The organism is Streptomyces rimosus, from assembly GCF_008704655.1.
Classification (GTDB): Bacteria; Actinomycetota; Actinomycetes; order Streptomycetales; family Streptomycetaceae; genus Streptomyces; species Streptomyces rimosus.
In genome coordinates, this window is sequence record NZ_CP023688.1 from 2,787,797 (window position 1) to 2,812,589 (window position 24,793).

At 70.8% G+C, this 24,793-nt stretch carries 26 protein-coding genes and 5 tRNA genes; 13 read left to right on the forward strand and 18 right to left on the reverse strand.

What is annotated here, in order from left to right; genetic code table 11:
* Window positions 1-37 precede the first annotated feature (37 nt).
* The 6 genes from CP984_RS11275 to CP984_RS11300 all read right to left on the reverse strand — a co-directional run bounded on the left by CP984_RS11275 (window position 38) and on the right by CP984_RS11300 (window position 1,367).
* Window positions 38-110: transfer RNA gene (locus CP984_RS11275), tRNA-Glu, on the reverse strand.
* A 37-nt stretch (window positions 111-147) separates the two neighbouring features.
* Window positions 148-219: transfer RNA gene (locus CP984_RS11280), tRNA-Gln, on the reverse strand.
* 16 nt (window positions 220-235) lie between these two features.
* Window positions 236-308, reverse strand: a tRNA-Glu gene (locus tag CP984_RS11285).
* A gap of 63 nt (window positions 309-371) precedes the next feature.
* Window positions 372-444 (reverse strand) — tRNA-Glu (locus CP984_RS11290).
* A gap of 39 nt (window positions 445-483) precedes the next feature.
* A tRNA-Gln gene (locus tag CP984_RS11295) sits at window positions 484-555 on the reverse strand.
* Between the two features lie 86 nt (window positions 556-641).
* Window positions 642-1,367, reverse strand: coding sequence for an HAD family hydrolase (locus tag CP984_RS11300; RefSeq protein ID WP_030184945.1), 726 nt, complete (start codon window positions 1,365-1,367; stop codon window positions 642-644).
* Between the two features lie 132 nt (window positions 1,368-1,499).
* On the opposite strand from CP984_RS11300, the gene CP984_RS11305 reads away from it, so the two are divergent.
* Window positions 1,500-1,799: a hypothetical protein gene (locus CP984_RS11305; RefSeq protein ID WP_129820990.1), complete on the forward strand. Its 300-nt coding sequence runs from the start codon at window positions 1,500-1,502 to the stop codon at window positions 1,797-1,799.
* Window positions 1,800-1,876: 77 nt separating this feature from the next.
* On the opposite strand, the gene CP984_RS11310 is transcribed toward CP984_RS11305, so the two are convergent.
* Genes CP984_RS11310 through CP984_RS11330 form a run of 5 tightly spaced genes read right to left on the reverse strand, consistent with a single transcriptional unit; the run spans window position 1,877 to window position 3,533 of the window.
* Entirely contained in the window at window positions 1,877-2,071 is a 195-nt protein-coding gene (locus CP984_RS11310) for a DUF397 domain-containing protein (RefSeq protein WP_003984714.1), read from the reverse strand.
* A gap of 8 nt (window positions 2,072-2,079) precedes the next feature.
* A complete protein-coding gene (locus tag CP984_RS11315) occupies window positions 2,080-2,256 on the reverse strand; it encodes a DUF397 domain-containing protein (RefSeq protein ID WP_059110729.1) in 177 nt (58 codons plus the stop codon).
* Window positions 2,244-2,477 (reverse strand): DUF397 domain-containing protein, encoded by a 234-nt coding sequence (locus CP984_RS11320; RefSeq protein ID WP_306464395.1) that lies wholly within the window; start codon window positions 2,475-2,477, stop codon window positions 2,244-2,246. The genes CP984_RS11315 and CP984_RS11320 overlap by 13 nt, the downstream gene beginning before the upstream one ends.
* Entirely contained in the window at window positions 2,474-2,668 is a 195-nt protein-coding gene (locus tag CP984_RS11325; RefSeq protein ID WP_003984716.1) for a DUF397 domain-containing protein, read from the reverse strand. Before CP984_RS11325 ends, CP984_RS11320 begins: the two co-directional genes overlap by 4 nt.
* A gap of 13 nt (window positions 2,669-2,681) precedes the next feature.
* A complete protein-coding gene (locus CP984_RS11330) occupies window positions 2,682-3,533 on the reverse strand; it encodes a helix-turn-helix domain-containing protein (RefSeq protein WP_063604428.1) in 852 nt (283 codons plus the stop codon).
* Window positions 3,534-3,660: 127 nt separating this feature from the next.
* Here CP984_RS11330 and CP984_RS11335 point away from each other — a divergent pair, with 127 nt between their 5' ends.
* From CP984_RS11335 to CP984_RS11345, 3 genes are all read left to right on the forward strand, one after another.
* Complete coding sequence (locus CP984_RS11335) at window positions 3,661-3,960, forward strand: hypothetical protein (RefSeq protein ID WP_003984718.1); 300 nt, start codon at window positions 3,661-3,663, stop codon at window positions 3,958-3,960.
* A 145-nt stretch (window positions 3,961-4,105) separates the two neighbouring features.
* Entirely contained in the window at window positions 4,106-4,438 is a 333-nt protein-coding gene (locus CP984_RS11340) for a DUF6247 family protein (protein ID WP_003984719.1), read from the forward strand.
* Window positions 4,435-4,674 (forward strand): hypothetical protein, encoded by a 240-nt coding sequence (locus CP984_RS11345; protein ID WP_003984720.1) that lies wholly within the window; start codon window positions 4,435-4,437, stop codon window positions 4,672-4,674. The genes CP984_RS11340 and CP984_RS11345 overlap by 4 nt, the downstream gene beginning before the upstream one ends.
* 77 nt (window positions 4,675-4,751) lie before the next feature.
* On the opposite strand, the gene gltX is transcribed toward CP984_RS11345, so the two are convergent.
* The 3 genes from gltX to CP984_RS11360 form a co-directional block, all read right to left on the reverse strand.
* Window positions 4,752-6,230 (reverse strand): glutamate--tRNA ligase, encoded by a 1,479-nt coding sequence (gene gltX / locus CP984_RS11350; protein WP_003984721.1) that lies wholly within the window; start codon window positions 6,228-6,230, stop codon window positions 4,752-4,754.
* Window positions 6,223-6,984, reverse strand: coding sequence for a fumarylacetoacetate hydrolase family protein (locus tag CP984_RS11355; RefSeq protein WP_003984722.1), 762 nt, complete (start codon window positions 6,982-6,984; stop codon window positions 6,223-6,225). Before CP984_RS11355 ends, gltX begins: the two co-directional genes overlap by 8 nt.
* 85 nt (window positions 6,985-7,069) lie before the next feature.
* Window positions 7,070-7,303: a hypothetical protein gene (locus CP984_RS11360; RefSeq protein WP_003984723.1), complete on the reverse strand. Its 234-nt coding sequence runs from the start codon at window positions 7,301-7,303 to the stop codon at window positions 7,070-7,072.
* A gap of 612 nt (window positions 7,304-7,915) precedes the next feature.
* Here CP984_RS11360 and CP984_RS11365 point away from each other — a divergent pair.
* The 8 genes from CP984_RS11365 to CP984_RS11400 all read left to right on the forward strand — a co-directional run bounded on the left by CP984_RS11365 (window position 7,916) and on the right by CP984_RS11400 (window position 18,466).
* Window positions 7,916-11,656, forward strand: a complete 3,741-nt coding sequence (locus CP984_RS11365; RefSeq protein ID WP_030191499.1) for a nitrate- and nitrite sensing domain-containing protein — start codon at window positions 7,916-7,918, stop codon at window positions 11,654-11,656.
* Between the two features lie 9 nt (window positions 11,657-11,665).
* Window positions 11,666-12,079, forward strand: a complete 414-nt coding sequence (locus CP984_RS11370) for a roadblock/LC7 domain-containing protein (protein WP_030184937.1) — start codon at window positions 11,666-11,668, stop codon at window positions 12,077-12,079.
* Window positions 12,080-12,176: 97 nt separating this feature from the next.
* Complete coding sequence (locus tag CP984_RS11375; RefSeq protein WP_003986417.1) at window positions 12,177-12,587, forward strand: DUF742 domain-containing protein; 411 nt, start codon at window positions 12,177-12,179, stop codon at window positions 12,585-12,587.
* Window positions 12,568-13,167: a GTP-binding protein gene (locus CP984_RS11380; RefSeq protein WP_003986418.1), complete on the forward strand. Its 600-nt coding sequence runs from the start codon at window positions 12,568-12,570 to the stop codon at window positions 13,165-13,167. The genes CP984_RS11375 and CP984_RS11380 overlap by 20 nt, the downstream gene beginning before the upstream one ends.
* Window positions 13,168-13,589: 422 nt before the next feature.
* The gene (locus CP984_RS11385; protein WP_003986419.1) at window positions 13,590-16,787 is read left to right on the forward strand and encodes a sensor histidine kinase; all 3,198 of its coding nucleotides are present in this window, start codon (window positions 13,590-13,592) and stop codon (window positions 16,785-16,787) included.
* A gap of 10 nt (window positions 16,788-16,797) precedes the next feature.
* On the forward strand, window positions 16,798-17,211 hold the full coding sequence (locus CP984_RS11390) for a roadblock/LC7 domain-containing protein (protein ID WP_018087204.1): 414 nt from the start codon (window positions 16,798-16,800) through the stop codon (window positions 17,209-17,211).
* Between the two features lie 84 nt (window positions 17,212-17,295).
* Window positions 17,296-17,907, forward strand: coding sequence for a DUF742 domain-containing protein (locus CP984_RS11395; RefSeq protein WP_003986422.1), 612 nt, complete (start codon window positions 17,296-17,298; stop codon window positions 17,905-17,907).
* Entirely contained in the window at window positions 17,888-18,466 is a 579-nt protein-coding gene (locus CP984_RS11400) for a GTP-binding protein (RefSeq protein ID WP_073447656.1), read from the forward strand. The genes CP984_RS11395 and CP984_RS11400 overlap by 20 nt, the downstream gene beginning before the upstream one ends.
* A 61-nt stretch (window positions 18,467-18,527) precedes the next feature.
* Here the strand turns inward: CP984_RS11400 and CP984_RS11405 are convergent, their stop codons facing one another.
* On the reverse strand, window positions 18,528-20,282 hold the full coding sequence (locus tag CP984_RS11405) for a dihydroxyacetone kinase family protein (RefSeq protein ID WP_003986424.1): 1,755 nt from the start codon (window positions 20,280-20,282) through the stop codon (window positions 18,528-18,530).
* A gap of 193 nt (window positions 20,283-20,475) precedes the next feature.
* Between CP984_RS11405 and CP984_RS11410 the strand changes: the two genes are divergently transcribed.
* Window positions 20,476-21,819 (forward strand): MFS transporter, encoded by a 1,344-nt coding sequence (locus CP984_RS11410; protein WP_003986425.1) that lies wholly within the window; start codon window positions 20,476-20,478, stop codon window positions 21,817-21,819.
* Window positions 21,820-21,822: 3 nt separating this feature from the next.
* Here CP984_RS11410 and CP984_RS11415 read toward each other — a convergent pair whose 3' ends face one another.
* The 3 genes from CP984_RS11415 to CP984_RS11425 form a co-directional block, all read right to left on the reverse strand.
* The gene (locus CP984_RS11415) at window positions 21,823-22,485 is read right to left on the reverse strand and encodes a DUF4360 domain-containing protein (RefSeq protein ID WP_003986426.1); all 663 of its coding nucleotides are present in this window, start codon (window positions 22,483-22,485) and stop codon (window positions 21,823-21,825) included.
* A 248-nt stretch (window positions 22,486-22,733) separates the two neighbouring features.
* Window positions 22,734-22,940, reverse strand: coding sequence for an acyl-CoA carboxylase epsilon subunit (locus tag CP984_RS11420; RefSeq protein ID WP_030179106.1), 207 nt, complete (start codon window positions 22,938-22,940; stop codon window positions 22,734-22,736).
* Between the two features lie 53 nt (window positions 22,941-22,993).
* Window positions 22,994-24,577, reverse strand: a complete 1,584-nt coding sequence (locus CP984_RS11425) for an acyl-CoA carboxylase subunit beta (protein ID WP_030179102.1) — start codon at window positions 24,575-24,577, stop codon at window positions 22,994-22,996.
* Between the last annotated feature and the right edge of the window lie 216 nt (window positions 24,578-24,793).

Genomic DNA, 24,793 nt, shown 5'->3' on the forward strand with positions numbered 1-24,793 from the left:
AAGGCCCCTCCCTGCCGGGAAGGGCCTTCCGTATGCGTACCCCCGACCGGATTCGAACCGGCGCTACCGCCTTGAGAGGGCGGCGTGCTAGGCCGCTACACAACGGGGGCTCGCTCTGCAGAACCGCAGTTGACCTGCGGTTTCGCGCTGGGCTACCAGGACTCGAACCTAGACTAAATGAACCAGAATCACTCGTGCTGCCAATTACACCATAGCCCATGGTGGTTTAGACCAGTACCCCCGACCGGATTCGAACCGGCGCTACCGCCTTGAGAGGGCGGCGTGCTAGGCCGCTACACAACGGGGGCCCTAGCGATCCTTGCATCGTCGCATCCGGGAGCGACCCGAAGGCGACGGAGAGAAAGGATCTGTACCCCCGACCGGATTCGAACCGGCGCTACCGCCTTGAGAGGGCGGCGTGCTAGGCCGCTACACAACGGGGGCTTGCACTGCGCGATCAAGAGAACTTCAGAAGATCTCTTGCTGGGCTACCAGGACTCGAACCTAGACTAACTGAACCAGAATCAGTCGTGCTGCCAATTACACCATAGCCCACCAAAACGCAACTCCCTGCGGAGTCTTGTTCGGCTTGCGCTTCCCGGCCCGGCCTTTCGGCCCGCCCGGGCGGCGCAGAAAGAACATTACCCGAAGGTGGACGACGCTCCAAAACCGATAAGGCCGCGCACCAGCGCGGGCAGCTCGGCCAGCCCTCCGATCCGCGTGACGCCGTCCGGCACCTCGCCCCGCTCCCCGGTCCGGTCCACCCACACCGCGCCCAGCCCGGCGTCCCGGGCGCCGATGGCGTCCACGTCCAGCTTGTCCCCTACGTAGACGACCCGCTCGGGCGCCAGCACCAGCGCATCACAGGCCGCCCGGAACGCCGCGGCCGCCGGCTTCGCGTACCCCACCTCGTCGGCGCACAGCACCACCTCGAAGTGATCACGAATGCCCAGCGCCCGCAGCTTGCGGTCCTGATTGGCGACGGAGGAGTTCGACAGCACGCCCTGCCGGGCCAGCGGGGCGAGCGCTTCGAGGGCCTGGACGGAGTCCGGGAAGAGCGTCCAGGCCGCCTCGTAGAGCGCGACGTACCGCCCGAACCAGGCATCGGCCTCGTCATCACTCAACGGCTTCCCGAGGAAGGACCGAGCCCGCTCCCGGCGATGCTCCAGAAATCCCACCTCCCCCGCGAGGAAGCGGGCGAAGGCGACCTCCATGCACTCCCGCCACCGCCCGAGCGCGCACTCCGCGTCCGCGTACGCCCCGAGCAGCCCCTCGGCCTCGATGTGCCGCAGCGCCCCCGCGCGGTCGGAACCCGTGTAGTCGAAGAGGGTGTCGTCCACGTCCCAGAGGACGGCATCGATGGTCATGGCATCGACCGTACCGGGGCGAACCGCGCGGGACCTTCGCTTTTGCCCTGCGCACGTCAAGGTCATGGCATCCTGTCGCCCTGCGGGGCGCGGTCCGCGCTCCGCCGCGTTACAACGGGGAGTGATCGGCCAGTGATCGATATGAAGCGTGCCGCCGTGGTGGGGATGGCCGTGGCCGGCCTGGGCCTCGGCAGCCTGGTGACCGCCGCCCCGGCCTCCGCGAACGGAACGGCGCCCGCCTGCGTCAAGCGCAACGTCTTCACCGTGGTGGGCCGCTACTGGGAAGCCCGCGTAGAGAACACCTGCGGCCGCACGATGCGCGTCCGCGTGGTCGGCTCGTTCGGCCCCTTCGACTGCCACACGCTGAGGCACGGCGCGAGCTACCGACACCACAGCGACTGGGGCAAGTACAAGCGCGTCGAAGTCTGCTGAGACGGGGGCGCGCGGGCGCGCCGGGGGTGGCGTGGGGGTCCGGGGCCGGCGGTCGGCTTACCGGGCCCCGGTCGGGCTCAGCGGTTACGTACGGGCGGGCGCGCCCCATGCCCTTTGATCGCGACCAGGAATGCGGCGAGGCCGTCGCGGGTGACCGGCAGGACCGTCTCCGGGGCATCGCTCTCGCGGAGGCGGAGGGTGCCGTCGGGGGCGGCGGCGATGTCCACGCAGTTGACGCCCTCGTTGCTGTACGAGGACTTCTGCCAGTTCATGCTGCGCCTCACCTCCTCTTGATCGCCGCCACGAGCCCGGCCAGGCCCTCACGGGTGGTCGACAGGATCACCTCCGGGTCGTCGCTCTCCCGGAGGCATACGGTGCCGCCAGGTGCGACAGCGATGTTCACGCAGTTCACCGCCGCGTTGCTGTACGAGGACTTCTGCCAGGTCAGGCGTGACATGCTGGGCTCCACCCCTTCATCGTCCGTTCCACGCCGCTCTCCTTGGTCACCGCCAGGAACGCAGTCAACCCGTGACGGGTGGCCGACACGATCACCTCCGGGTCATCGCTCTCCCGGAGGCGTACGGTGCCGTCGGGCGCGGCGGCGACGTATATGCAGTCCCCGCCCTCGTTGCTGTACGAGGACTTCTGCCAGGTCAGGCGGGACGTGTCGGGCTTCACCCCCTCGCAGTTCGCCCCACACCGCTCTCCTTGATCGCCGCCAGGAACGCGGCCAGCCCGTCGCGGGTGGCCGACAGGACCACTTGTGGATCGTCGCTCTCCCGGAGGCGCACGGTGCCGTCGGGGGCGGCGGCGATGTTGACGCAGTTGACGGCGTCGGTGCTGAACGATGACTTCTGCCATGCGTACATGTCTCTGCCCTTCTCAGATGTTCTTGGCGATTCGGCGAATGAAGTCGCGACTCTTTCCTTGCGGAAGCGCGGCCTCTTCCATCCGGTCCAACACTGCGCGGTAGCGGTCGAGTTGCGCCTCCGCGGTGAGGTGTTCGCAGCCATGGTCAGCATCCAGAGCGACCGTGCTGAGCTGCGGGATTGGGCCGGCCGCGTAGGTGATCGGCTGCCCGACGGCGGGGAAGTCGTTCGCGCCGAAGGGGATGACCAGGACGGACACATTGGGCCGCTCGCTCATCTCGACGAGGTAGAGGAGCTGCTGTCGAGAGATGTCGGCACCGGCATACTCCAACCGCAGTGCCGCCTCGTGGACCACAGCGGTGTACGGCTTCGGCGGATCGTCATACAGAACCGCCTGTCGCTTCATGCGGAAGGTCGCCCGATGCTCTACCTCATGAGGGCGGAGCGTGGGCACACGGCGCCGGAACATGGCTCGGGCGTGCTCGGACGTCTGCAGCAGCCCCGGCATCGACGCCACCACCGCCACACGGATCGCGGAAGCATGGTGCTCGAACTCCGCCACTTCGACAACAGATGCGGGCAGTAGCTCCCGGTACTCGTCCCACCAGCCCCGCTCACGGCGCCCCGTCATGGACACCAAAGCCTCGACCAAGTCGCCGTCGTCGCAGGAGTAACCACGCGCCATCGCACGCACACGGTCGGCGCTGACTCCATGCCGACCAGCCTCGATCATGCTCATGCGTGCTTGTTGGATACCGATCATTGCGGCGGCGTCCGTCGAACTCATGCCCGCTCGTTCACGCAGTCGACGCAGTTCGATACCCAGCCGACGCTGGCGCAGCGTCGGCGGTCCAGTTGCAGCCACAGACCGCTCTCCTCTATCCCTCACACGAGTGAAATACGGATACCTTCCGCCGATTCCGCATAGACCTATGCGCTTTCAGATATAGCTATACCAGACGCCAACTCCGCTAACAGCTAGGAGACTTCACATGGCCACCGTATCCCCACCCCCACCCCTCCCCGACCCTCCCGAGGGGTTCGCCCAAGAGGTCCAAGACCTGGTCGACGCCAGCGCGCCCCGTCTCTTCGCCGTTGTCGAGGAGTACGACGTCGGCGGGCTGCGGGACGCGCGGGTTGCTGCGTGGGGGCTCGCCTATGAGGACGGGCGGGCGGATGTGGCCGCCGTGAGCTGCGGGTTCCGGATGTCGGTGACGGCGCCGGAGCGCGCGGCACGGTTCGCCTCGTTGCGGCCGGGCGTGGTGGGGAGCGTCGTATGGCCGGGGGCCTGAGGGCGACGGGCGGAACGGAACGGTTCGGTCGTCGCCGGTCATGACGCGTCCGTCGGGACACGGAAGCCCGGATCTCCCGGATGCGTGCCCCACCGCCGCCTACCGTGGGTCCCGCCTTGCCTACACGTACCGGAGGTCGCCGGCCATGGACAGAGAGATCGAAGTGGATCGGGCCGCCTGCGAGCGGACTCCGGACGCCATCCGCACGGCGTTGCAGCGGCGCCCGGACTGGCTGCAGTACTTCGAGCAGGACTGGCTCAGCGCGGCGGCGGATTTCGATCGTGCGGAGCTGGACCGGGTCGTCGACAAATGGTTCCCCTTCGCGTGCGCGTGCGCGACGCCCGGCTACCTGGATCAGGTGGAGCAGATGGCCAAGCGCCTGGCGGGAGGGGACACGGAAGGCATGGTCTTCCGGGACGCCGAGGGCAACGCGTACGACGCCGAGAACCGTCCCATCGACGTCGGCAGGTGCCCATGACCGCTTACGTGATCAGGTACGCGGACCGCGCCGCACGGTGCAAGGCGGCCCTGGGCGCCGCGCAGCGGGCCTCTTTGGAGGAGTTGGAGAAACGGCTCAGCCTGAATCCGTTCGGCGCGCCCGCCAAAAGGCATCGGGACGACAGCTGGTCGGCCACGTTCGAGGGAGGCTTCGTCCAGTACGTGGTGTCCAACAGGCACGTCGTGATCAACGTCATCGATCTGGTGACCGCGTGATCCAGCCCCGCCACATACGAAGGGGCGACCACCGGCACCCGGTGGCCGCCCCTTCGGCGTACGGCACAAGCCGCGCGTTACGCGCCCAGCTTCGCCAGCGCCGCGTCGATGCGCGCCAGCGTCCGCTCCTTGCCCAGGATTTCCAGGGACTCGAAGAGCGGGAGGCCGACGGTGCGGCCGGTTACGGCCACGCGGACCGGGGCCTGGGCCTTGCCGAGCTTGAGGCCGTGTTCCTCGCCTGCCGCCAGGACGGCCTGCTTGAGGGATTCGGCGCTGGACCAGTCGGCGGCCGAGAGCTTTTCGCGGGCGGTGGTGAGCAGGGCCACCGGGTCGCCCTTCATCGCCTTGTTCCAGGACGCCTCGTCCTCGACCGGCTCCTTGCGGAACAGGAAGTCGACGTTGGCGGTGATGTCGGAGAGGACCGTCAGGCGGGTCTGCGCGTGGGGGGCGATGGCCTGCCAGGCGGCCTCGTCGAAGTCGGCCGGGTCCCAGTTGGCGTGGGGGGCCTGGAGCCAGGGGCGGCAGGCCTCGGCGAACGCCTTCACGTCCAGGCGGCGGATGTGGTCGGCGTTGATCGCCTCGGCCTTCTTCAGGTCGAAGCGGGCCGGGTTGGCGTTGACGTCGGCGATGTCGAAGGCCGCGACCATCTCGTCGATGGAGAAGACGTCCTGGTCGGCGGAGAAGGACCAGCCGAGGAGGGAGAGGTAGTTCAGGAGGCCCTCGGGGAGGAAACCGCGCTCGCGGTAGAGGTTGAGGGACGCCTGCGGGTCGCGCTTGGAGAGCTTCTTGTTGCCCTCGCCCATGACGTACGGGAGGTGGCCGAAGAGGGGGATCGACTTGGCGATGCCCAGGTCGATCAGGGCCTTGTACAGGGCCACCTGGCGGGGGGTGGAGGACAGCAGGTCCTCGCCGCGCAGGACGTGGGTGATCTCCATCAGGGCGTCGTCGACCGGGTTGACGAGCGTGTAGAGGGGGGCACCGTTGGCGCGGAGGATGCCGTAGTCGGGCACGTTCTCCGGGGTGAAGGTCAGCTCGCCGCGGACCAGGTCGGTGAAGGTGATCGGCTCGTCCGGCATCCGGAAGCGGACGATCGGCTCGCGGCCCTCGGCCTCGTACGCGGTGATCTCGTCGGCGGTCAGCGCGCGGCACTTGCCGTCGTACCCGGAGGGCTTGCCGGCCGCGCGGGCGGCCTCGCGGCGGGCGTCCAGCTCCTCGGTGGAGCAGTAGCACTTGTAGGCGTGGCCGGCGTCGAGCAGCTTCTGCGCGACGTCCTTGTAGAGGTCCATGCGCTGGGACTGCCGGTACGGCGCGTGGGGGCCGCCGATCTCGGGGCCCTCGTCCCAGTCCAGGCCCAGCCAGCGCATCGAGTCGAGCAGCTGGTTGTAGGACTCCTCGGAGTCACGGGCCGCGTCGGTGTCCTCGATGCGGAAGACCATGGTGCCCTGGGTGTGCCGGGCGAAGGCCCAGTTGAACAGGGCGGTGCGGACCAGGCCCACGTGGGGGTTGCCGGTCGGGGAGGGACAGAAACGGACGCGGACGGGGGTCGCGTTAGCCACGCTTGATCACCTTGTTGGTGAGAGTGCCGATGCCTTCGATGTGGACGGCGACCTCGTCGCCGTCCTGGAGGGGGCCGACCCCGGCCGGGGTGCCCGTGAGGACGACGTCGCCGGGGAGCAGCGTCATCGCCTCGGTGATGTGCACGATCAGGTCTTCGACGGAGCGGACCATCTCGCTCGTGCGGCCGAGCTGACGTTGTTCGCCGTTGACGGTGCACATGATCGTCAGGTCGCCCGGGTCCAGCTCCGTCTCGACCCAGGGGCCGAGCGGGCAGGAGGTGTCGAAGCCCTTGGCCCGCGCCCACTGGGACTCGCGCTGCTGTACGTCGCGCGCGGTGATGTCGTTGGCGCAGGTGTAGCCGAGGATGACGTCCTTGACGCGCTCGCGCGGGACCTCGCGGCACATCCGGCCGATGACGACGGCGAGCTCGGCCTCGTGGTGGACCTCCTGGGAGAAGGAGGGGTAGAGCACCGGGTCGCCGGGGCCGATCACCGAGGTGGAGGGCTTGAAGAAGGTGACCGGCACATCCGGGACCTCGTTGCCCAGCTCACGGGCGTGGGCGGCGTAGTTGCGGCCGACCGCGACGACCTTGTTGGGCAGGACCGGGGGCAGCAGGCGGACCTTGTCCAAGGGGACCTTGTGGCCCGAGCGCTCGAATTCGGCGAAAGGGTGTCCCTTGATGACGTCGATCTCGTCGCCGTCGAGGACGCCGAAGCCGACGTTGCCGTCGATGGAGAATCTGGCGATGCGCACGGGTTGCCGCTGCCCCTCATTGATCACTGGCCGGAGTTGACACTCCAGGCTATCGCGGGGGCGCGGCCGGCCCGCGTCCCCTTTGTCACACGGCCGCGTCCACGGCCGTTTCCGGCGCGGCGGCCTGCGCGGGAACGGTGTGCGGCGCGGGGGCGACCTTCAGGACGGTGCGGCGCGGGTTGGCGGTCTGCGTGGGCAGTTCGACGGCGTGCTCCGGCGCCTCGGCCGTGGCGCTCTGCAGCTCGTCGGCATCCTTGAGATGCGCGAGGGTGGTGCGCCGCGGGTTGGCTATGTTGCGGAACATCATCGTGGTCTTCACTGCTTCGGCCTCGCGTAGGGACGTCGGGAAACAGGGCCGTCCGGGAAAGTTCCGGGATTGCGGCCTTGTCATTTCGGGCAACTGTGTAAAGCGTCAGGCTATGCGCGCTATTCCCCGCGGCGCTTCGGGAAAGTCGACAGGGCGCCTGTGAGTTTGCTCACGAAGTGTGTGACAAATGCCGCATTTCTCATGATCAACATCCACGGGCGAAACGGACATTGCTGGATTGAAGCCCACGTTCCGCTCCCGATCACCGCACCTGGGACAGGGGGCACGCGTGAGCGACTCGCGGGCATAAGTCCGTTATCGGCCGCGTCACTCTCTACGTGCGGTGACGTGTCCCGTACATTGCGTCACGCATGTCCCATGGGGCCGCACCGCCCTTGTTGGAGATCCGGCACTGTGCTGGAATTCCACGGACCGCCGCAGGTATCCGCCGGACGGCGCGCAGGGGGCGCAGCGAAGCGCCGCGCGGTGGTGCCGCTCTCTCGGCCAGAGAGGGCAGCTCGCCGGTCACTCACGACCGCCAAACGGGGGCTCCGGTCCCCTACGACTCGACAACCGTCCCGCCGTTGACGCGGAGGGACGCCTGGTCCAGAGGTTGCGACGCTAGTGCAGGGACGTTTCAAGAGGGATGGGTCTCCCCAGGCCCGCCAGGGCCAAGGGGAAGCTGCGGCGGACCCGGAGCTGCGCGGCGGAAGCGACCGCGCCTCCTCGCCCCAGCATGGCCCGCGCACCGGCCCGGCGGCCGGCGGCGACTCCGCCGACGGCGCCGCGCCCAAGCCGGCCAAGGACGCCAAGGAGCCGAGCGGCCCCGGGGCGCGCATCGCCATGCGCAACTGGCGCATCAGCACCCGCCTGGTCTCCCTGCTGGCGCTCCCCGTCATCGCCGCGACCACGCTGGGCGGCATGCGCATCAACACGTCGCTGGAGAACATCGACCAGCTCGACAAGATGCAGCTGCTCACCGAGATGACGCGGCAGGCCACCGAGCTGGCCAGTGCGCTCCAGGTCGAGCGGGACAAGTCGGCCGGTCCGATCGCGGGCAGCGGCAACATCAAGGACGACGCCAACGTCGTCGCGCCGCGCGAGGCCACCGACCGCGCCAAGCTGGCGTTCAACAAGGCCACCGGCAGCGTCCAGCGCGACGACCCGGCGATGGCCGGCGTGCAGGCGACCCTGCTGGACATCGGGCGTCAGCTCAACACGCTCAACGAGATCCGCAACAACGCGTACAAGGACGCCGACAACTCGGCCCGTACGGTCAGCAGCTACAACCAGCTGATCACTTCGCTGCTCGCGCTGTCCCAGGACATGGCGCAGGCGACCAGCAACCCCGAGATGATCCGCTCGACCCGTGCGCTGGCGGCGTTCTCCTCCGCCAAGGAGTACGCGTCGATGCAGCGCGCCATCGTCAGCGCCGGTCTCGCGCACAAGGGCGGCGCGCAGCTGTCCTCCAACGACCGGCTGGCCGGCCGTACCGCCGAGGACAACGAGAAGGCGGCCCGTGACCGCTTCTCCCAGATCTCCGAGGGCGCCAGCGACCTCACCAAGGGCCTGGACGGCAACAACGACGACATCAAGGCGGCCGTCGCCTTCGCGCACCGGGCGTTTGCCAGCGACAACGGCATCCGCAGTGAGGACTACAAGTACCTCGACTGGTACGACACCGACACCGTCAAGATCGAAGAGATGTCGAAGATCGAGAGCTCGCTGCTCTCGCAGATGGAGCAGACATCCCGCGAGCTGCGCAACGACGCGACGCGCGAAGCGATCATCAACGGTGCGCTGATCCTGCTGGTCCTCGGCATCTCGCTGGTCGGCGCGTTCGTCGTGTCCCGGTCCATGGTGCGCTCGCTGCGCCGCCTCCAGGACACCGCGCAGAAGGTCTCCCAGGAGCGCCTGCCCGAGCTGGTCAAGCAGCTGTCCGAGTCGGACCCGCAGGACGTGGACACCTCCGTGGAGTCGGTCGGCGTGCACAGCCGCGACGAGATCGGCAAGGTGGCCGCGGCGTTCGACGACGTGCACCGCGAAGCCGTCCGGCTGGCGTCCGAGCAGGCGCTGCTGCGGGGCAACGTCAACGCGATGTTCACCAACCTCTCGCGCCGCAGCCAGGGCCTGATCCAGCGCCAGCTGTCGCTGATCTCCGAACTGGAGTCCCGCGAGGCCGACCCGGACCAGCTGTCCTCGCTGTTCAAGCTGGACCACCTCGCGACCCGTATGCGCCGTAACGGCGAAAACCTCCTCGTCCTCGCGGGCGAGGAGCCGGGCCGCCGCTGGACGCGCCCGGTCCCGCTGGTCGACGTGCTGCGTGCCGCCGCCTCCGAGGTGGAGCAGTACGAGCGCATCGAACTGAGCGCTGTCCCGCAGACCGAGGTCGCCGGCCGGGTCGTCAACGACCTCGTCCACCTCCTCGCCGAGCTGCTGGAGAACGCCACCTCCTTCTCCTCGCCGCAGACCAAGGTCAAGGTGACCGGTCACGCGCTGCCCGACGGCCGCGTCCTGGTCGAGATCCACGACACCGGCATCGGCCTGTCGCCCGAGGACCTGTCCGCGATCAACGAGCGGCTGGCCAGCCCGCCGACGGTGGACGTCTCGGTCTCCCGCCGCATGGGTCTGTTCGTGGTCGGCCGCCTGTCGCTGCGGCACGGCATCCGTATCCAGCTGCGGCCGTCCGACTCGGGCGGTACGACGGCGCTGGTCATGCTGCCGGTCGATGTCGCCCAGGGCGGCAAGAAGCCGCAGCCGGGCAAGGGCGGTCCGGGCGCCGGGCACGGCGAGGGCAAGCCCAGCACCCCGAACGCCTCCGCCAACCGCCTCGCCGGCCTCCAGCCGCGCGGCCAGGTCGGCGCGGGCGGCGCGCGTCCGGCGCTGCCGGGCCGCGGCGGTCCGGGCGGCCCCGGTGGCCAGGGCGGTCCGGGTGCCGGCGCGTTCGGCGCCCCGGGCGGCCGTACGGGCAACCCGCCCGCGGGCCCCGCGAAGAGCACTCCCAACACTGGTCAGATGGGCGACGGGCGTCCGGCGCTGCCGACCCGTGGCGCGCCGGCCGGCGCGAACGCGGGCGCGGGTGCCGGTGACACCTCCCAGATGCCGACGGTCGCGCCACCCACCGGCGCGCCCCGCCACGACGAGCGCCCGCAGCTGCCGCAGCGCGGCGCGGCGGCGGAGCTGACCGGCGGTGCCGACGCGGGTGACGCCCCGCAGCCCGGCACCACGAGCTGGGGCGCCCGCCGCGAGCGCGGCGCCGCGGACGACTGGCCGATGGCGCCCCGCCAGGAGCAGGACCGGCCGCGGGGCCACGAGGAGCCGGAGACCGGCGCCTTCGCCCGGCCGGCGGCCGGCGGCCCCGGCGACACGGCCGAGTTCGCCCGTCCCGACTTCGACGCCCCGCCGCCCGCCGTCGGCGGTACGCAGGGCCGCGGCCCCGGCGACACCGGCGAGTTCGCGCGGCCGGACGCCTTCGGTACCGGCGCTCCGCAGCACGGCGAGCAGACCACCGGTGAGTACGCACTCCCCGCCGACCTGCGCAGCGAGTCCCCGCAGGGTCCCGGCGACACCGGGCAGTTCGCCCGCCCGGAGGCCGGGTTCGGCGACCGCTCGTACGAGAACAACGGGTACGACGCCAACGCGGGCAGCGCCTTCGGCGGCGCGCCGCAGCAGCAGGGCGCCGGGACCACCGGCGAGTTCGCCCTGCCCGCCGACCTGCAGAGCGGGTCGCCGCAGGGCACCGGCGAGTTCGCGATGCCGCCCCAGGAGCGGGAGCGCCCGGCCGACGGCTCCGGCGACCTGCTCGGCGGCGGTTCGCCGGCCGGTCCGGGCGACGGCCGTACGCCGATCTTCGACACCATCGAGTCGAACTGGTTCAGCCACCCGGCGTCCGGCGCCTCCGTGCCGCAGCAGGCCGGTGACGAGCCGGCGGCCCCGACGGCGGAGCACTCCGAGGCACCGCCGCTGCCGCGCCGCGAGCCCGGCGCCGCGACCGGTGCCGCGTCCGGCGGTACGTCCGGCGCGGGCCTGAGCCTGAACGGGGCCGGCGCCGACGACCGCGGCCAGTGGCGCGCCTCGCCCAACGACGAGCGCTGGCGGCAGGCGGAGCAGATCCGCCAGCCCGCCGCGGGCGGCGTCACCACCTCCGGGCTGCCCCGCCGCGTGCCGCGCGCCAACCTGGTCGCCGGCACCGCGCAGCAGCAGTCGAACCAGACCGGTCCGCAGGTCTCGCGTGCGCCCGACGACGTACGCGGCCGTCTGACCAACCTTCGCCGGGGTATCCAGCAAGGCCGTTACCGGGCCGAGGAGAACGCCTCCACCGGCAACCACGGCGTTGTCGACCCCACTCACCAGCAGGAGCGTTAGTTGAGTCCGATGAGCCAGGCGGCGCAGAATCTGAACTGGTTGATCACCAACTTCGTGGACAACACCCCCGGGGTGTCCCACACGGTGGTGGTCTCCGCGGACGGACTGCTCCTCGCCATGTCCGAGGGCTTCCCGCGCGACCGGGCCGACCAGCTGGCCGCGGTGGCGTCCGGGCTGACCTCGCTGACCTCCGGTGCGTCCCGCATCTTCGAGGGCGGCGCGGTCAACCAGACCGTGGTGGAGATGGAGCGCGGTTTCCTCTTCATCATGTCCATCTCGGACGGATCGTCGCTGGCCGTACTGGCGCACCCGGAGTGCGACATCGGCCTCGTCGGTTACGAGATGGCCCTGCTGGTCGACCGCGCAGGCACGGTGCTCACACCGGACCTGCGCGCCGAGCTCCAGGGCAGCCTGCTGCACTGAGTCCCGCCGAACGTCACGACCCGACCCACCGCCCACCGTGCCGCACCCCCCACCGGCCCAACCCGACGACAGTCAGTTGTCCCGTCCGGAGGACCCCATGACCCCGCCACCTGCCTCGCCCGGCCCGTACGGCGCCTACAGCCAAGCGCCGTACGGGGGCGAAGGTGACCAGCCGCTGGTCCGCCCGTACGCCATGACCGGGGGACGGACCCGGCCGCGCTACCAGCTCGCCATCGAGGCGCTGGTCAGCACGACCGCCGACCCGTCCCAGCTGCCCGGCCTGCTGCCGGAGCACCAGCGCATCTGCCACCTGACCCGCGAGGTGAAGTCGGTCGCCGAGGTCTCGGCGCTGCTGCACATCCCGCTGGGAGTGGCCCGGATCCTGGTCGCGGACCTGGCGGAGGCCGGCATGGTGGCGATCCACCAGCCGGGCGGCAGCACCGAGGCCGGCGGTACGCCCGACGTGACGCTGCTGGAAAGGGTGCTCAGTGGACTTCGCAAGCTCTGACGGAGCCGGGCCCGCCACCGGTCAGGGCGGCGGGTCCACCACCTCCGCGAAGATCGTGGTGGCGGGCGGCTTCGGCGTGGGCAAGACCACGTTCGTCGGGGCCGTCTCGGAGATCAACCCGCTGCGTACGGAGGCCGTGATGACCTCCGCCTCGGCGGGGATCGACGACCTGAGCCATGTCCAGGACAAGACCACGACGACCGTGGCGATGGACTTCGGCCGCATCACGCTGGACCAGGACCTGATCCTGTACCTGTTCGGCACCCCCGGCCAGGACCGCTTCTGGTTCATGTGGGACGACCTCGTCCGCGGCGCCATCGGCGCCGTCGTCCTGGTCGACACCCGCCGCCTCGCCGACTGCTTCCCCGCCGTCGACTACTTCGAAAACAGCGGCCTGCCCTTCGTCATCGCCCTCAACGGCTTCGACGGACACCAGCCCTACACCCCCGACGAAGTACGCGAAGCACTCCAGATCGGCCCCGATGCACCGATCATCACCACCGACGCACGCCACCGCAGCGAAGCCAAGAGCGCCCTCATCACCCTCGTCGAACACGCCCTCATGGCCCGCCTGAAGTGACCTTCCGAAGTCGCCTCGCCCACGGGTAAGTTGCCCCGGGCGACGAGAAGACCGGACCGGCGCCCCCGGGCGCCGGAAAGGTCGCGGGCGCACACCGGTTCCCGTACGCCGTCACGGGATCTGTGTCCTTGGCCACGCCGCCCCGCGCGTTCATAACGTTTCGACAGAGAATTCGCCCGCCGCGGACACCCGGCGCGCACACGCGGCTCCGCTGTGCGCACATTTCTCTCGCCTTTTGCCGCCGCTCGCCCTTAACGCCCCTTTTATCTGCGCCGCTCAGCGCGTTGCTCCGCTTTTGCCCAGTGTTTGGAACGCACGGTCCTGACGTGCTGAAATTCGCTGAACTCCGGAGTAGTAAGGCCCCGAAGAAAACGGCACGGTGCAAAAGAGCGCGGTGCCGGCGCCGAGAGGTTGTTGGTCGAGTGAGGCGAAGCAGGTCGAGCCCCGAGCCGCAGGAACCGCGGCGGGGCAACTTCACGCCACCGTCGCACAGCGCGGCGCCGGCCCCCGGCACGGCCGAGAGCCAGGTCGCCACCGCCCCGGTGAGCGGCGGACGGTTCCGCCCGCGCAACTGGCGCGTGGCCACCCGGCTCAACGCGATCCTGCTCATCCCCGTACTCGTCGCCCTGGTCTTCGGCGGCCTGCGCGTCAACAGCTCGGTCGAGACCTGGCAGGAAGCCCGGGACGCCGAGAACACCGCGAAGCTGGTACGGGCCGCCGCCGCCTACAGCCACGCCATCATCGACGAGCGCGACCGCACCGCCGAGCCGCTGCTCTCCGGCAAGCGCGACGACGCGGCCGTACGCGAGGCACGCACGGCGACCGACACCGCGGCGCAGGCGTTCCACGCCGCGGTCAAGGAGATGCCCGACAAGGACGGCCTCAAGCGCCGCCTGGCCGCCTTCCAGAAGGCCGAGCCGGGCCTGCAGAAGCTGCGCGAGGCCGCCTACACCCCGCAGCTGCCCGGTGTGCAGACCGAAGAGGGCTACGTCGCCATCCAGCACCCGCTGATGGAGTTCGCCAACGAGCTGGGCCTGGGCACCGGCAACATCACCTCCTACGGCCGCACGGTCTACGCCGTCTCGCTGGCCAAGGCCGCCGAGTCGCTCACCCGCTCCATCGGCACCCACCTGCTGGTCGACCCGGCGTCCCCGCAGGGCGGCAAGGAGCACAAGAAGCAGCTGACCGCGTTCGCCTCGTACAAGTACCTGGAGAACATCGCCATCGGCGAATACACCTCCGGCGGTACCCCCGAGGACGTCCAGCGGCTGAAGGACGACGCGGCCAAGCTCAAGCAGCGGGGCGCGCAGGAGGTCGCCAAGGCGCGCGAGCGCGCGGAGACCGCGGGCCGGCCGTTCAAGGCGCCGCCGGCCTTCGACGCGATGGTGAACGCCATCGCCTCCGGCGCCTCGCCGCAGCAGCTCGCGGCGCAGGGCATCACGCCGGAGAGCTGGTTCACCGCGGCCACCGGCACGTTCGACATGTACCGGGCCATCGAGAAGGACCTCGCCGACAAGGCGGTGGACGAGGCGGCCGCGATCTCCTCGGACGCCCAGCGGTCCACCTTCGTCGACTCCGCGATCGTGATCGCCGCGCTGGTCATCGCCTTCCTGGTGGCGGGCATGATGGCGCGGCGGATGAGCCGGAACATGAGCCGGCTGCGCACGGCGGCCTTCGGCATCGCCGAGCAGCGGCTGCCGAGCCTGGTCGACCAGCTCTCCCGTACGGACCCGGGCCGCGTGGACACCCGCGTACAGCCCATCCCGATCCACACCACCGACGAGATCGGCGAGGTGGCCCGCGCCTTCGACCAGGTGCACCGGGAGGCGGTCCGGCTCGCCGCCGAGCAGGCGCTGCTGCGCGGCAACGTCAACGCGATCTTCACCAACCTCTCGCAGCGCAACCAGGGCCTGATCGAGCGCCAGCTCACCCTGATCACCGAGCTGGAGAACAACGAGGCCGACCCGGACCAGCTGGAGAACCTCTTCCGGATGGACCACCTGGCCACCCGTATGCGGCGCAACGGCGAGAACCTCCTCATTCTCGCGGGCGAGGAGCCGGGCCAGCGCTGGAACCAGCCGGTGCCGCTGATCGACGTGCTGCGCGCGGCGACCTCCGAGGTCGAGTCGTACGAGCGAATAGAGCTGTCCGGCGTGCCGGACGGCGACATCCACGGCACCGCCGTGACCGACCTCGTGCACCTGCTCTCCGAGCTACTGGAGAACGCCACCACGTTCTCCTCGCCGCAGACCAAGGTGCGGGTCGCCGCCACCCGGCTGCCGGACGGCCGGGTCATGATCGAGATCCACGACAAGGGCATCGGGCTGACCCCCGAGGACTTCGCGGACATCAACCACAAGCTGGCCAACCCGCCGACCGTGGACGCCTCGGTCTCCCAGCGCATGGGCCTGTTCGTGGTCGGCCGCCTCGCCGACCGGCACGGCATCCGCGTCCAGCTGCGCCCGTCCGGCGAGCAGGCCGGCACCACCTCCCTCGTCATGCTCCCCGAGGCCATCACCCACGGCGGTGGCGGCGAGGAGGGCTACGACGACGACTTCACGGTCTCCCGGATCGTCCCCGAGCACGAGCAGGGCGGATACGCCGGCGACGGCCGCTCGGCCGCGGAACTCGGCTTCGACGAGTCCGGTTTCGGGCAGCAGGGCGGCGCCACGCCGCTCGACCCGGTCAACCGCTCGCTGCTGCGCGAGGAGCGCCGGGCGGCGCTGGAGGCGCAGGCCGGTGGCGCGGGCGCCCAGAACCGGGCGCACGATCCCGCGCAGCAGCCGTACCAGGACCTGTCGGGACAGCCGTACCAGGATCCGTCGGCACAGCTGTTCCAGGACCCGGCGCAGCACGGTGGCGCGGGGTACGGGAACCAGCCGGGACAGCCGTATGCGGAACCTGGGCACGGGGCGTACGACGCCGGGCAGCCGCTGGGCCAGGGACTTGCCGAAGTCGGTCGCGACGAGGCCGCCGGCCAGCAGCCGTACGTGCCGTACGAGACGCGGCCGCGGGACGACTGGCCCGAAAACGGAGCGTACACCGGCTATTCGGGCCCGGAAACGGAATCGGACCGGAATCCGTCGGCCGCTCCCGCGGACAGCCCGGACCGCGTAGCATTCGAGCGTCCGGATCCCACCCCGAACGACGCCCCGTCGCTGACCGACGCCGGCCTTCCGCGCCGCGGAGCCGGCCAGCCGCAGGCTCAGCAGCAGTGGCAGCCGTTCGAGGAGGCGTCCTCCAGGCCCCGGGCCCAGGAGGACCCGGCGGCCGCCCCGCAGGGGAACGCGCCGGAGTCCGGTTCGGACGGCTCCGAGTGGCGCTCGGCCAACGACGAGCGCTGGCAGCGGGCGGAGCGGCTGCGCGAGCCGAAGGCGGGCGGAGTCACTTCCTCCGGTCTGCCCCGGCGGGTGCCCAAGGCCAACCTGGTCGAGGGCACGGCGGAGCAGAGCCCGCAGGGCGGCCCGCAGGTCTCCCGCGCTCCGGAGGACGTCCGCGGCCGGCTGAGCAACCTGCGGCGCGGGGTCCAGCAGGGACGCAACGTGGGCACGGACCAGGAGGTCCCCCAGAATGACCAACAGGGCTTCGGCCCCGGCAGCACCTACGATCAGGAGCGTTAGTGTGAGCCCGATGAGCCAGGCGGCGCAGAACCTGAACTGGTTGATCACCAACTTCGTGGACAACACCCCCGGTGTGTCCCACACGGTCGTGGTCTCCGCGGACGGTCTCCTCCTCGCCATGTCCGAGGGCTTCCCTCGGGACAGAGCCGATCAGTTGGCGGCGGTGGCCTCCGGCCTCACCTCGCTGACCTCCGGCGCCTCCCGCATCTTCGAAGGCGGGAGCGTCAATCAGACCGTGGTGGAGATGGAGCGCGGCTTCCTCTTCATCATGTCCGTCTCCGACGGATCGTCGCTGGCCGTACTGGCGCACCCGGAGTGCGACATCGGCCTCGTCGGTTACGAGATGGCCCTGCTGGTCGACCGCGCGGGCACGGTGCTCACACCGGACCTGCGCGCGGAACTGCAGGGCAGCCTTCTCAACTAGCAGACAGGCAGTGCGTTTCCCGCCACCGCGCCGTAGGGTGCGGTGGCGCGACCGGCGTCAGATTGGCAAGTTGAAGGAGGAGACGTGGCAACGCCCCCGAGCGGATACCCGTACGGCTCCGGACAGCAGTCCGGGCCCCAGGGCGAGCACCGGCACAACCCCTTCAACTTTCCTTCCGCGCCCAGCCGTCGGCAGCAGCAGCCGCCGCAGCCCCAGCAGCCGTACCAGCAGCGGCCGTACGACTCCCGGCAGCCGTACGAGCCGTCGCCGTACGAGCAGCCGCGGGCACCGCGCGTCCAGCCGGTACCGCCCCGGCAGCGGCGCAACGGGCCGTCGGCCCCCACGGGGGGCGCGCACAACCCGCTTGTGCGCCCGTACGCGATGACCGGGGGCCGGACCCGGCCGCGCTACCAGCTCGCCATCGAGGCACTGGTCAGCACGACCGCCGATCCCGCCCGGCTGCAGGGCCAACTGCCGGAGCACCAGCGCATCTGCCACCTCTGCCGCGAGATCAAGTCAGTGGCCGAGATCTCGGCCCTCCTCTCCATCCCCCTCGGCGTCGCCCGAATCCTCGTCGCCGACCTGGCGGAGGCCGGACTCGTCGCCATCCATCAGCCCGGCGGGGACGAGACCGCCGGCGGACAGCCAGATGTGACACTGCTCGAAAGGGTGCTCAGTGGACTTCGCAAGCTCTAGCGGTGCAGCCCGCTCCACCACCTCCGCGAAGATCGTGGTGGCGGGCGGCTTCGGCGTGGGCAAGACCACGTTCGTCGGGGCCGTCTCAGAGATCAACCCGCTGCGCACCGAAGCCGTGATGACCTCGGCGTCGGCCGGCATCGACGACCTCACGCACGCGCCGGACAAGACCACCACCACGGTGGCGATGGACTTCGGCCGCATCACGCTGGACCAGGACCTGATCCTGTACCTGTTCGGCACCCCCGGCCAGGACCGCTTCTGGTTCATGTGGGACGACCTCGTCCGCGGCGCCATCGGCGCCGTCGTCCTGGTCGACACCCGCCGCCTCGCCGACTGCTTCCCCGCCGTCGACTACTTCGAAAACAGCGGCCTGCCCTTCGTCATCGCCCTCAACGGCTTCGACGGACACCAGCCCTACACCCCCGACGAAGTACGCGAAGCACTCCAGATCGGCCCCGACGCACCGATCATCACCACCGACGCCCGCCACCGCAGCGAAGCCAAGAGCGCCCTCATCACCCTCGTCGAACACGCCCTCATGGCCCGCCTGCGCTGACCGGCCCCTCGACGCGACAACCCCCGCACCTCGAGTGCGGGGGTTTTTGGGTGTGGGCGCGCTAACCGTTCAGATAATCGCCAACCGCCGTCACCAGCAGCGACAGCGACACCGCCCCGGCGTCCGGATGGCCGTGTCCGAGGGTGCCCATGCGGGCCGCGCGGCCACGGGAGGGGGTGAGGCCGGCGGTGGCCGAGGCGGCGCGGGTGGCGGACTGGGCGGCGGCCTTCCAGGCGCCGGGGAGGGGTTCGGCGGCGCGGGCGTGGAGTTCGGTACGGAACGGGTCCAGCGCGTCGAGCATCGTCTTGTCGCCCACCTGCGCGCCGCCCAGGTCCGAGACGGCCCGCTGCGCGGCCTCGGCGGCGTCCGCGAGCAGTGCGGTGGAGTAGGTGTCCGCCTTGGCGAGTACGGCGCCGGTCTCGGCCAGCAGCGTGCCGTACAGGGCCCCGGACGCGCCGCCCGAGGCGTCGGCCAGGGCGAGGCCGGCGGCGAGCAGCGCGGCGCCTGCCGAGCGGGGGTCGGCGGCCGGTCCCGGTTCGGACGCGCGGGCCGCGGCGACGGCGGCGCGCAGGCCCCGTACGATCCCGATGCCGTGGTCGCCGTCCCCGGCGACGGCGTCCAGCCGGCCGAGTTCGTCCTCGTTGGCGGCGATCAGGTCGAGTGCGGCCTGGAGGGCGGCGGTGGCCGGCAGGTCGGTGGCAGGGGTCGTACGGACGGGGGCGGCCGATGCGGCGGGTACGGACTCCGCAGGCCGCTGGTCGTCGTGGCGCCCCGGCACGCTGCGGAACGCCGGGGTGTCGCAGGGCGCGTCGTACAGCTCGGCGAGTTCGTCGTCCAGGAGCATCACGGACAGCGAGACGCCCGCCATGTCGAAGGACGTGACGAACTCGCCGACCTCGGGGCGGTGCGGGTGCAGTCCGGCGGCGCGCAGCCGGCGGTTGACCTGGCGGTAGACGACGAACATCTCCTCGTACTTGGTGCGGCCGAGGCCGTTGAGGAGGACGGCGACGCGCCCGTCTCCCCCGGCGGGCGGCTCCGGGAGTTCGCGCAGGAGGTTGTCGACGAGCGCGTCGGCGAGTTCGGACGCGGTGAGGTGGCGGGTGGTGCGCAGGCCGGGTTCGCCGTGTATGCCCATGCCGAGTTCGGTCGTTCCGGCGTCGACGGTGAACAGCGGCTCGTTCGCGCCCGGCAGCGTGCAGCCGGCGAAGGCGGCGCCGAAGGTGCGGGTCATCGCGTTGGCGCGGGCCGCGAGCCGGGCCACGCCCGCCAGGTCGTCGCCGCGTTCGGCGGCCGCGCCCGCCACCTTGAAGACGAAGAAGTCACCGGCCACCCCGCGCCGGTCGCGGGACGGGTCGACCGGCTGCCCTTCGACCGGCGGCGGCCCGCTGGCCACGTCGTCGGTGACCAGGACCGTACGGACGTCGACGCCCTCGGCGGCCAGGCGGCGCGCGGCGAGGCCGAAGTGCATCACGTCGCCGGCGTAGTTGCCGTAGCTGAAGAGCACGCCCGCGCCGCCGTCCGCGGCCCGCGCGGTGCGGTAGACCTGTTCGGCGCTGGGGCTGGCGAAGACGTCGCCGACGGCCGCCGCGTCGGCGAGGCCGGGGCCGACCAGCCCGGCGAAGGCGGGGTAGTGCCCGGAGCCGCCGCCGATGACGACCGCGACCTTGCCGGGGCGCGGCGCGTGCCGCCCGACGACCCCGTAGGTGTCCGGGACCCGGCGCACCGTGCGGGCGTAGGCGTCGGCCAGGCCCTCCAGCCAGTCCTCACGGAAGGTCCCGGGGTCGTGGCCGGGGCCGGCGGCTGGGGTGGTCGTCATCGGGCTCACTCCTTTGTTTCGTCCCTTGTTGGATTTAACACCCGCATCACATATCCGTCACCCCTCCTGGCCAAATCTCCCCCACTCGTTGCGAAGAAACTCCTGGAGAAGCCCCCGCATCACACCTTGCATGTGAAGTTAACAAGGTTCATGCTGCCTGCATCACATCGGACCGCACCGCCCGGAGGCAGCCATGGCCCCACCGCAGCTCTCGCTCCCCGACCGGCTGGGCATCCCCCGGCCACTGGTCCTCGGCTACCTCGGCGTGCTGCTGTTCATGGTCGGTGACGGTGTCGAATCCGGTTTCATCGCCCCGTACATGGCCGGACACGGCGCGGGCACCGAGGTGCACGCCTCGTATGTGATCACCGCGTACGGCGTGACCGTCATGCTCGCGTCCTGGCTCTCCGGCGCGCTGTCGGACCTGTGGGGCCCGCGCCGCGTCATGCAGCTGGGCCTGGCCGTGTGGGTCGTCTTCGACGTGCTCTTCCTGGTCCTGGCGCTGGGGCCGGGCAACTACCCGCTGATGCTGGTCTTCTACGGCCTGCGCGGCTTCGGCTACCCGCTCTTCGCCTTCGGCTTCCTGGTGTGGATCACCGCCACCGCGCCGGCGGCCCGGATGGGCACCGCGGTCGGGTGGTTCTACGTGGCCTTCACCGGCGGCCTGCCCACCCTCGGCTCGCTCGTCGCGGGCGCCACCAACCCGTGGTTCGGCCAGTTCGGCACCCTGTGGGTGGCGCTCGGCATCATCGTCCTGGGCGGCGTCTGCTGTCTGCTCGGCGTCCGCGAGCGCACCGGCTTCGCCCGGCTCGCGCCGCCGGAGGTGCGGCCCGTGCAGTCGCTGATGTCCAGCCTGTCCATCGCCTGGACGCACCCGAAGGTCGCCGTCGGCTGTGTGGTGCGCGTCATCAACACGGCGCCGGAGTTCGGCTTCCTGGTGTTCCTGCCGACGTTCTTCGGCGAGGAGCTGGGCTTCGGGCAGGGCCGCTGGCTGACCCTGCTGGCCGTCATCTACGGCACCAACGTGCTGTGCAACCTGCTGTTCGGGGCGATCGGCGACCGGATCGGCTGGCGGCGCACCATCGCCACCTTCGGCGGCCTCGGCTGCGCGGTCACCACCCTCACCCTCTACTTCGTGCCGAAGGCCGTCGGCGGGCACTACTGGGTGGCCATCGCCGTCGGCATGCTCTACGGCATCACGCTGGCCGGGTTCGTGCCGATCTCCGCGCTGATCCCGGCCCTCGCGCCGGACAACAAGGGCGGCGCTATGGCCCTGCTCAACCTGGGCGCGGGCGGCGCGGCCTTCGTCGGCCCGGCCATCGTGAGCGTCCTCCTCGGCCCGTTCGGCCCGGCGGGCGTCGTGATCGTCTTCGCCGCGCTGTACGTGCTCTCCGCCGGCCTGACGCTGTACCTGAAGCTGCCGGAGCCCACCGCCGGGCAGGGCGGGGACGGCGACACGGTGGCCCCGGCCGTCGCGGCTGCCCCCGCACCGCCGTACGCGGAAGCCGGGCCCGGCGGCGGGGCCCGGCTTCCGTGACGGCTACGGCTTGGGGCACTGCTTCCACGCGAAGTGGTACTTGGTGTTGATGCTGCCGTCCGTGGAGTCCATCGCCATGAAGCTGGTCAGCTTGGGGTCGGAGCCCTTGGCGTCCACCCGCAGCTCGGTGTTGATGTTGAAGTAGCGCTTCTCGCCGCAGGGGGCGTAGACCAGCGCGTCGATCTCGGTGTCGTCCGAGCTCTGCCAGTTGGCGTCGTACGGGCCGGTGAAGCGGTGGCTCTTGCGGTCGGTCTGGGCGCTGCCCTGGAAGTAGTAGCCCGCCTGCTGGAGGCCGATGGCGCCGGGCGCGAGCTGGGCGTAGCCGCGGTAGTCGGCGCGGGCGATGGCGTAGGTGAAGCCCTGCGGCACCTGGACGTTCAGGGCGATCTGGCAGTTCTTGCGGGAGTCCGTGGGTCTGCTGTCCTTGCCCGCCTGGGCGAGGTATTCGCTGTACGTCACGGTGAACGCGGTGTTGTCGGGCGCGACGGCGACCGCGGCGCTGCCGGGGCGGCAGCCGGAGCCGTTGACGGTGGCGACATTGATCGTGATCTTGCCGTCCGGCGGCGCGTCGCCGATCCGGGATGCCTGAGCGGAGGCGGGGGACGCCGCGCCGGCGAGGATCAGCAGCGATGCCGCGGCGGCGCCGGCACCCAGGGTGCGGAACATGGGTCTTCCTTCCGGTCGTCCGGGGACCGCTCCCGGGTCGGCGGTACGGGGACGCCGGGAGCGCCATGACGAGCGCATGTCAGCACGGGGATCACCGAATGGACAGCTCCCGGCACCGGAGTCGGTGCGAACCTACGCCTTGATTCGGCCGTCGCAGCAACGGAGCGAAAGGGGCGAACAAAGCGGACGGCCGACGCCTCGGGCCCGGTACTCGCGGGGAGTACCGGGCCCGAGGCGTCGGCCGTTGTTCAGCGCTGCCAGCTGCCGGCGCCCTGGAAGCCGTGCTGGCGCTCCAGGCGGCGCCAGCGGGCGCTGGTGGCGCGCCGGCGGCCCGGGACCGCGGCGGGCCGGTGCGCGGCGCGGGCGAGCAGGACGGCGGTCAGCGCCGCCAGCTCCTCCTCGCTGGCGTCACCCTTCTCCACGCGGATGGGGCTGGTCTGAACGGGAGTGGTCACATCTTCTCCGGTCTGCGAAAGGTCCGGTCGGTATCGGTGGTCGCCGTCCGCCCCTACTGGGGCGGGTTGCCGTGCTTGCGGGCGGGCAGGTCGGCGTGCTTGTTGCGCAGCATCTCCAGCGAGCGGATGAGCACCTCGCGGGTCTCGGCGGGGTCGATCACGTCGTCGACCAGACCGCGCTCGGCCGCGTAGTACGGATGCATCAGCTCGGACTTGTACTCCTTGACCATCCGGGCCCGCATCGCCTCCGGATCGTCCGCCTCCGCGATCTGCTTACGGAAGATCACGTTGGCCGCGCCCTCGGCGCCCATCACGGCGATCTCGTTGGTCGGCCAGGCGTAGGTCAGGTCCGCGCCGATGGACTGCGAGTCCATGACGATGTACGCACCGCCGTACGCCTTGCGCAGCACCACCGAGATCCGCGGCACCGTGGCGTTGCAGTACGCGTACAGCAGCTTGGCGCCATGCCGGATGATGCCGCCGTGCTCCTGGTCCACACCCGGCAAAAAGCCCGGCACGTCCAGCAGCGTGACGATCGGGATGTTGAACGCGTCGCACATCTGCACGAAGCGGGCGGCCTTCTCGGACGCCTCGATGTCCAGCACCCCGGCCAGCGACTGCGGCTGATTGGCGATCAGGCCGACGACCTCGCCGTCCAGCCGGGCCAGCGCCACGATGATGTTGGTGGCCCAGCGCTCGTGGACCTCCAGGAACTCGCCGTCGTCGACCAGCTCCTCGATCACCGCCCGCATGTCGTAGGGCCGGTTGCCGTCCGCCGGCACCAGGTCCAGCAGCGCGTCGCCGCTGCGGTCGGCGGGGTCCTCACAGGCCACCGACGGCGGCTGCTCCCGGTTGTTCTGCGGCAGCAGCGACAGCAGGAAGCGCACCTCCTCCAGGCACGTCTGCTCGTCGTCGTAGGCGAAGTGGCACACCCCGGAGGTCTCGGCGTGCACATCCGCACCGCCCAGTCCGTTCTGGGTGATCTCCTCGCCGGTCACCGCGCGCACCACGTCCGGGCCGGTGATGAACATCTGCGAGGTCTCGCGGACCATGAACACGAAGTCCGTCAGCGCCGGGCTGTAGGCCGCGCCGCCCGCGCACGGGCCGAGCATCACCGAGATCTGCGGGATCACGCCCGACGCCTTGGTGTTGCGCTGGAAGATGCCGCCGTAGCCGGCCAGCGCCGAGACACCCTCCTGGATGCGCGCCCCGGCCCCGTCGTTCAGCGACACCAGCGGCGCACCCGCCGCGATGGCCATGTCCATGATCTTGTGGATCTTGGTGGCGTGGGCCTCGCCCAGCGCCCCGCCGAAGATACGGAAGTCATGCGCGTAGACGAACACCGTCCGCCCGTGCACCAGACCCCAGCCGGTGATCACACCGTCGGTGTAGGGCTTCTTCGCCTCCAGGCCGAACCCGGTCGCCCGGTGCCGGCGCAGCGGCTCGACCTCCCGGAAGGAGCCCTCGTCCAACAGCAGCTCGATCCGCTCACGCGCGGTGAGCTTGCCCTTGGCGTGCTGCGCCTCGGTCGCCCGTTCGCTGGGGCCGCGCCGGGCCTGCTCACGGATGGCGTGCAGCTCGGCGACCCGCCCGCGGGCATCGTTCGCCTCGGCGGGCACATCTTCGACAGTGGTCATGTATCGACGGTACGTGGCCCGGGCCCTCGGAACCGATGTCGGTTTCGTACAACGTCGGAAGCGATTTGGTGGGCAAGCAGAACAGAAGCCGCCTGTACGTGGCCCGCATCCGGCCTGATGGGCACGCCGGAAGGCCCGGTCGGTATGTATGGGCCCGACAAAGCGCGCCCGGGCGACGTTGTGGTCCTCCGATGCTTGACCACGCCCCGGCGGGGC

Bases quoted from the DNA above. Each gene is read 5' to 3' on its own strand.
- CP984_RS11300 (WP_030184945.1), bottom strand. From the start codon at position 1,367: ATGACCATCGATGCCGTCCTCTGGGACGTGGACGACACCCTCTTCGAC.
- CP984_RS11310 (WP_003984714.1), bottom strand. From the start codon at position 2,071: ATGAACTGGCAGAAGTCCTCGTACAGCAACGAGGGCGTCAACTGCGTG.
- CP984_RS11315 (WP_059110729.1), bottom strand. From the start codon at position 2,256: ATGTCACGCCTGACCTGGCAGAAGTCCTCGTACAGCAACGCGGCGGTG.
- CP984_RS11325 (WP_003984716.1), bottom strand. From the start codon at position 2,668: ATGTACGCATGGCAGAAGTCATCGTTCAGCACCGACGCCGTCAACTGC.
- CP984_RS11335 (WP_003984718.1), top strand. From the start codon at position 3,661: ATGGCCACCGTATCCCCACCCCCACCCCTCCCCGACCCTCCCGAGGGG.
- CP984_RS11340 (WP_003984719.1), top strand. From the start codon at position 4,106: ATGGACAGAGAGATCGAAGTGGATCGGGCCGCCTGCGAGCGGACTCCG.
- CP984_RS11345 (WP_003984720.1), top strand. From the start codon at position 4,435: ATGACCGCTTACGTGATCAGGTACGCGGACCGCGCCGCACGGTGCAAG.
- CP984_RS11370 (WP_030184937.1), top strand. From the start codon at position 11,666: ATGAGCCAGGCGGCGCAGAATCTGAACTGGTTGATCACCAACTTCGTG.
- CP984_RS11375 (WP_003986417.1), top strand. From the start codon at position 12,177: ATGACCCCGCCACCTGCCTCGCCCGGCCCGTACGGCGCCTACAGCCAA.
- CP984_RS11390 (WP_018087204.1), top strand. From the start codon at position 16,798: ATGAGCCAGGCGGCGCAGAACCTGAACTGGTTGATCACCAACTTCGTG.
- CP984_RS11405 (WP_003986424.1), bottom strand. From the start codon at position 20,282: ATGACGACCACCCCAGCCGCCGGCCCCGGCCACGACCCCGGGACCTTC.
- CP984_RS11410 (WP_003986425.1), top strand. From the start codon at position 20,476: ATGGCCCCACCGCAGCTCTCGCTCCCCGACCGGCTGGGCATCCCCCGG.
- CP984_RS11415 (WP_003986426.1), bottom strand. From the start codon at position 22,485: ATGTTCCGCACCCTGGGTGCCGGCGCCGCCGCGGCATCGCTGCTGATC.
- CP984_RS11425 (WP_030179102.1), bottom strand. From the start codon at position 24,577: ATGACCACTGTCGAAGATGTGCCCGCCGAGGCGAACGATGCCCGCGGG.